At 69.2% G+C, this 6,000-nt stretch carries 5 protein-coding genes; 1 reads left to right on the top strand and 4 read right to left on the bottom strand.

What is annotated here, in order from left to right; translation table 11 throughout:
• Positions 1–362 precede the first annotated feature (362 nt).
• Positions 363–1,445 carry a helix-turn-helix transcriptional regulator gene (locus ACIBEA_RS27110; RefSeq protein ID WP_385785545.1) on the top strand — a complete coding sequence of 361 codons (1,083 nt, stop codon included), beginning with the start codon at positions 363–365 and terminating at the stop codon, positions 1,443–1,445.
• Positions 1,446–1,574: 129 nt separating this feature from the next.
• Here the strand turns inward: ACIBEA_RS27110 and ACIBEA_RS27115 are convergent, their stop codons facing one another.
• The 4 genes from ACIBEA_RS27115 to dnaK are packed head-to-tail and all read right to left on the bottom strand — an operon-like array spanning position 1,575 to position 5,782.
• Entirely contained in the window at positions 1,575–2,021 is a 447-nt protein-coding gene (locus ACIBEA_RS27115; protein WP_399265197.1) for a heat shock protein transcriptional repressor HspR, read from the bottom strand.
• 1 nt (position 2,022) lies between these two features.
• The gene (gene dnaJ, locus ACIBEA_RS27120; RefSeq protein WP_399265199.1) at positions 2,023–3,213 is read right to left on the bottom strand and encodes a molecular chaperone DnaJ; all 1,191 of its coding nucleotides are present in this window, start codon (positions 3,211–3,213) and stop codon (positions 2,023–2,025) included.
• 41 nt (positions 3,214–3,254) lie between these two features.
• Positions 3,255–3,932, bottom strand: coding sequence for a nucleotide exchange factor GrpE (gene grpE, locus ACIBEA_RS27125; RefSeq protein WP_399265201.1), 678 nt, complete (start codon positions 3,930–3,932; stop codon positions 3,255–3,257).
• Positions 3,932–5,782, bottom strand: coding sequence for a molecular chaperone DnaK (gene dnaK, locus ACIBEA_RS27130; protein ID WP_399265203.1), 1,851 nt, complete (start codon positions 5,780–5,782; stop codon positions 3,932–3,934). Before dnaK ends, grpE begins: the two co-directional genes overlap by 1 nt.
• Positions 5,783–6,000: the final 218 nt, after the last annotated feature.

The following is a 6,000-nucleotide window of genomic DNA, read 5'->3' on the forward strand; positions in this document are numbered from 1 at the left end:
ACCGCCTCGGGGTGAGAGGTCCAACCGGTGTCACCTTCGGAACCTTGCGGTGAGTCGGTCCAGCCCGTGTCGTCCTTCAGAGCCACCGGTGCGTTGGTCCAGCCGGTGTCGAACGATGTTCCTGCCGGCGCCATGGTCCAGCCTGTGTCATAGCTGGCCCTAGCGCTCCCCGCGTCTGTGTCGACGGCGCTGAGTGCACCAAAAACCGCAACGGCGGAGAAAACAACGGCAAGCGCCGAGCGAAGCATTCTTTTGTACATGGTCGGCTTCGTCCTCACTTGATGGAATCCTCTCCCCCGCGTGTCCGACGATGGCTCATTCAGGCACGTCACTGCCACAGGGACGATGCATCATGTTCTTGCATGTTCAGGACCCTGGGGGGTGGAGATTTGCCCAGAAGCGGCACAAACGAGACACATCCCCACCCCGTCACGTCTCTGTGCGACGAGGGAGCACGGCTCTACGCGGCAGCGCTCAGCACGGGCCGTATCGCAAGGGGAGAAGTTGAAAATGCTCCCTGCCTGCTTGAATTCGCTCTTCTGCAGCCCGATCCGGACGACGCGAACCAACTGCGTCCGGTTCCCCCATCCGTCGCATTGGCCCAACGTCTCCACCCGATTGAACGTGAGATCCAGGACCGCCGACGCAGCGCTGTAGATCTCACCGACGCTTTCGAGCCGTTCCTTACCATCAGTGCCCAGAGTCCCGCCAACACCCACGCCATCACCGTGCTGGAGGGATTCGAGCGGATCAACGCGGCCCTGAACCTGGCGACGGCCGAATGTCACACCGAAGTGCTGACCGTCCAACCCGGCGGCGCCCGGCCCTCGCTGGCGCTGACCCAGGCGCTGGAGCGCGACGCCCCGCTGATCGACCGCGGGGTCAGCATACGGACGCTCTACCAGCACACCGCGCGGCACAGCCAGGGCACGCTCGCCTACGTGGACCGGATCTCCGCGGGCAAGGTGGAGATCCGTACGCTCGAAGAACTGATAGAGCGCCTGATCATCTTCGACCGCACCGTGGCCTTCATCCCCGCCAGCGACGACCGGCGGGTGGCGCTGGAGCTGCGGCACCCGGGTCTGGTCGAGTACCTCATCAAGGTCTTCGAGCAGCTCTGGCGGCGCGCTGTGCCCCTGCGCCAGGAAGTGACGTACCGGCACACCCCCGAGGGGATTTCCGGCGTCCAGCGCTCCATCGCGCAGCTCCTCGTCGAGGGGTACGTCGACGAGGCCATCGCCCGGCGGCTCGGCATGAACGTACGGACCGCCCGCGCGCACATCGCGAAGCTGGCCACCGTCCTGGGCAGCGGGAGCCGCGCGCAGCTCGGCTTCCTCATCGCGCAGTCGGGGATCCTCGACGGACCGGGCGCCCTGCCGGGCGGCGGCGGGCTCACCGCCGAACACGACCCGGACCCGGACCTCGACCCCGACCACCTGGTCTGAACCGGAACGACGGGACCGACCTGACCAACCGGAGCGACCTGACCGACCGGACCGACCTGACGGAAAACGCGTGCGGGCCCCGCCCCCCTGGTAGGGGGCGGGGCCCGCAACGGTCCCTGCGTGCGCGGGTCAGTCCAGCGGCCGCTTGGGCCGCCAGACGACCAGGGCGCTGCCCGGCTGCGGCGGCTGGTACGGGACCAGGTCGCGCCGGTACGAGGCGTGCACCTGGGCCTCGCGCTGGCGCAGCACCGCCGCCGCCCCGTCCACGGCCGTGGACAGCTCGGCCACGCGCTGCTGGAGCGCGGCGACCTGGTTCTCCAGCTCGATGATCCGCTTGATGCCCGCCAGGTTGATGCCCTCGTCCTGGGACAGCGCCTGCACCGTGCGGAGCAGCTCGATGTCCCGGGCCGAATAGCGGCGCCCGCGCCCGGCCGTCCGGTCCGGGGAGACCAGGCCGAGGCGGTCGTACTGACGGAGGGTCTGCGGATGCAGGCCCGAGAGCTGGGCGGCCACCGAGATGACGTAGACCGGGGTCTCGTCGGTCAGCTGATAAGGATTGCGTCGGCGGCCGTCCATGTCATGCTCCCTTCGCGGACTCGAACAGGATGGAGCGCGGGTCCTCCGAGGCCGTGGCGTCGCGGAACGACTCCAGCGCCTCACGGGCCTTGTCCGACAGCTCTGTCGGGACGGCCACCTCGACCGTCACCAGCAGGTCGCCGCGGGTGCCGTCCTTGCGGACCGCGCCCTTGCCACGGGCGCGCATCGTGCGCCCGTTGGGGGTGCCCGGCGGCAGCTTCAGCGTCACCGCGGGGCCGTTCAGCGTGGGCACCTTGATGTCGGCGCCCAGGGTCGCCTCGGCGAAGGTGACGGGGACGGTGACCGTGAGGTTGTCGTCCCTGCGCCCGAACACCGGGTGGCTGCCCACGTGCACGACGACGTACAGGTCGCCGCCGGGACCGCCGCGCTCGCCCGGAGCGCCCTTGCCGCGCAGCCGGATCCGCTGGCCGTCGGAGACGCCCGCCGGGATCCGGACCTGCATGGTGCGCGAGGAACGGGCCCGGCCGCTGCCCTTGCAGACGTCGCAGGGGGTCTCGGCGATCAGGCCGCGGCCCTTGCAGTCCGCGCACGGGTCGGTCAGCGAGAAGCCGCCGCCGCTGCCGCGCGAGACCTGCCCGGTGCCGACGCAGGTCGGGCACACCCGGGGCGTGCCGTTCTTGTCGCCGGTGCCCGAACAGGCCTTGCAGGCCGCCTGCGAGGACATCCGCAGTGGCACCGTGGCCCCGTCCACCGCCTCCGTGAAGGAGAGGGTGACCTCGGACTCGATGTCCTGGCCGCGGCGCGGCTGGGTGCGGGTGCCCGCACCGGGGCCCGCACCACCGCGGTTGAACAGGCCGCCGAACACGTCGCCCAGACCGCCGCCGAAGCCGCCGGCGCCCGCTCCGCCCCCGCCCTGGGCGCCTCCGAAGAGGTCGCCCAGGTCGAAGTTGGAGAAACCGCCGCCACCGCCGGGACCGGGGCGGAAGCCACCGTTCCCGAACAGCGCGCGGGCCTCGTCGTACTCCTTGCGCTTCTTGCTGTCACCGAGGACGTCGTGCGCCTCGGAGATCTCCTTGAAGCGCTCCTCGGCCACGGAGTCACCCTTGTTGGCGTCCGGGTGGAACTCGCGGGCGAGCTTGCGGTACGCCTTCTTGATCTCGGCCTCGGTGGCGTCCTTCGGGACACCGAGGACCTTGTAGTAGTCCTTCTCGACGAAGTCCTTAGTGCTCATCCCCGGTGGCCCTCCTCTCGTGACGTGCTGACATCAGACCTTCAGCCCTTGTCGGGCCCGTCCGTGTCCGTGCCCTGCTCGGCCGCGTCCTCGGACTTGGCCGGAGCGGCCGCGCCCGGCTGGGGCTCGGCCACCGCGACGCGCGCGGGACGGATCGTACGCTCGCCGATCCGGTACCCCGGCTGCAGGATCGCCACGCAGGTCGTCTCGGTGACGTCCGGCGCGTACGAGTGCATCAGGGCCTCGTGGATCGTCGGGTCGAAGGGCTCGCCCTCCTTGCCGAACTGCTGCAGGCCCATCTTGGCGGCGGCCGTCTCCAGCGATTCGGCCACCGACTTGAAGCCACCGAGCAGTTCGCCATGCTCCCGCGCCCGACCGATGTCGTCCAGCGTCGGGAGCAGTTCGGTCAGGAGGGACGCGACCGCGATCTCCTTGACCGCGATCCGGTCCCGCTCGACCCGGCGGCGGTAGTTCTGGTACTCGGCCTGGAGCCGCTGGAGGTCCGTGGTGCGCTCGCCGAGCGCGGTGCGGGCCTGGTCCAGCTGGGCCAGGAGGGCGGTTTCCTTGCCGAGCGAGTCGGCTGCTCCTGCGTCCCCGGCCGGGGCCGCCGCCTCCTCCTTGGAGGAGTCGGCGGCCTTCGGCTCGGCAGCGGCGTCGTCCGCCGTGTCGCCGGTGGGGACTTCGGGCTTCTCGTCGAAGCCCGGGGTCTCCTCCGACATCAGGCAGCGCCACCCTTCGGCTTCTCGTCGTCGACGATCTCGGCGTCGACGACATCGTCGTCGGCCTTGGCCTGACCCGCGTCACCGGTCGGCGCGCCACCGGCGGCCTGGGCACCCTGGGCGTCGGCGTAGATCGCCTGGCCGAGCTTCTGGCTGACGGCGCCCAGCTTCTCGGTCGCGGTGCGGATCTCGGTGGAGTCCTCGCCCTTGAGCTTTTCCTTCAGCTCGGCGATGGAGGCCTCGACCTCGGCCTTGACGTCGGCCGGGACCTTGTCCTCGTTGTCCTTGACGAACTTCTCCGTCTGGTAGACGAGCTGCTCGCCCTGGTTGCGGGACTCGGCCGCCTCCTTGCGGCGGGAGTCCTCGTCCGCGTACTGCTCCGCCTCCTGGCGCATGCGGTCGACCTCGTCCTTGGCGAGCGAGGAGCCGCCGGTGACGGTCATCTTCTGCTCCTTGCCCGTGCCGAGGTCCTTGGCCGTGACGTGCATGATGCCGTTCGCGTCGATGTCGAAGGCGACCTCGACCTGCGGGACGCCACGCGGGGCCGGGGGCAGACCGGTCAGCTCGAACATGCCGAGCTTCTTGTTGTACGCCGCGATCTCGCGCTCGCCCTGGTAGACCTGGATCTGCACGGACGGCTGGTTGTCCTCGGCCGTCGTGAAGATCTCGGACCGCTTGGTCGGGATCGTGGTGTTGCGCTCGATGAGCTTGGTCATGATGCCGCCCTTGGTTTCGATACCGAGGGACAGCGGGGTCACGTCGAGGAGCAGGACGTCCTTGACCTCACCCTTGAGGACACCGGCCTGGAGGGTCGCGCCGAGGGCGACGACCTCGTCCGGGTTGACGCCCTTGTTGGCGTCCTGACCACCGGTGAGCTCCTTGACGAGCTCGGCGACGGCCGGCATGCGGGTGGAGCCGCCGACGAGGACGACGTGGTCGATCTCGGACAGGTTGATGCCCGCGTCCTTGATGACGTTGTGGAACGGCGCCTTGCAACGTTCCAGCAGGTCCGCGGTCAGCTGCTGGAACTGGGCGCGCGTGAGCTTCTCGTCCAGGTGCAGCGGGCCCTCGGCGGACGCCGTGATGTAGGGCAGGTTGATCGAGGTCTCCGTGGAGGAGGACAGCTCGATCTTCGCCTTCTCGGCGGCCTCGCGCAGACGCTGGAGCGCCATCTTGTCCTTGGCGAGGTCGACGCCGTGGCCGTTCTGGAACTGCTTCACGAGGTACTCGACGACGCGCTGGTCCCAGTCGTCACCACCGAGGTGGTTGTCACCGTTGGTGGCCTTGACCTCGACGACGCCGTCGCCGATCTCCAGGAGCGACACGTCGAAGGTGCCGCCACCGAGGTCGAAGACGAGAATGGTCTGGTCGTCCTTGTCGAGACCGTAGGCCAGGGCGGCGGCGGTCGGCTCGTTGACGATGCGCAGGACGTTCAGACCCGCGATCTCACCGGCCTCCTTCGTCGCCTGACGCTCGGAGTCGTTGAAGTAGGCCGGGACGGTGATGACCGCGTCCGTGACCTTCTCACCCAGGTAGGCCTCGGCGTCGCGCTTCAGCTTCTGCAGGATGAAGGCGCTCATCTGCTGCGGGTTGAAGTCCTTGCCGTCCAGGTTGATCTTCCAGTCGGTGCCCATGTGGCGCTTGACCGACCGGATGGTCCTGTCGACGTTGGTGACCGCCTGGCGCTTGGCCACCTCGCCGACGAGGACCTCGCCGTTCTTGGCGAAGGCGACGACGGACGGCGTGGTCCTGGCGCCCTCGGCGTTGGTGATGACGGTGGGCTCGCCGCCTTCCAGAACGCTGACGACCGAGTTGGTGGTGCCCAGGTCGATGCCGACCGCACGTGCCATTTTGATTCCTCCAGCAACACTGACTTGAGTGGAACAGACTCAAGGATGCACCACCCGTCCCGCATCGTCAACAGACCTGAGTCGAGCCCACTCAACTTTTAGGCGGCCCTTACGCTCAGCGGAGTGCCGGTGGGGGTGCCGGTGGGGGTGCCGGTGGGGGTGCCGGTGGGGGTGCCGGTGGGGGTGCCGGTGGGGGTGCCGGTGGGGGTGCCGGTGGG

Source organism: Streptomyces sp. NPDC051555, from assembly GCF_044454405.1.
GTDB lineage: Bacteria > Actinomycetota > Actinomycetes > Streptomycetales > Streptomycetaceae > Streptomyces.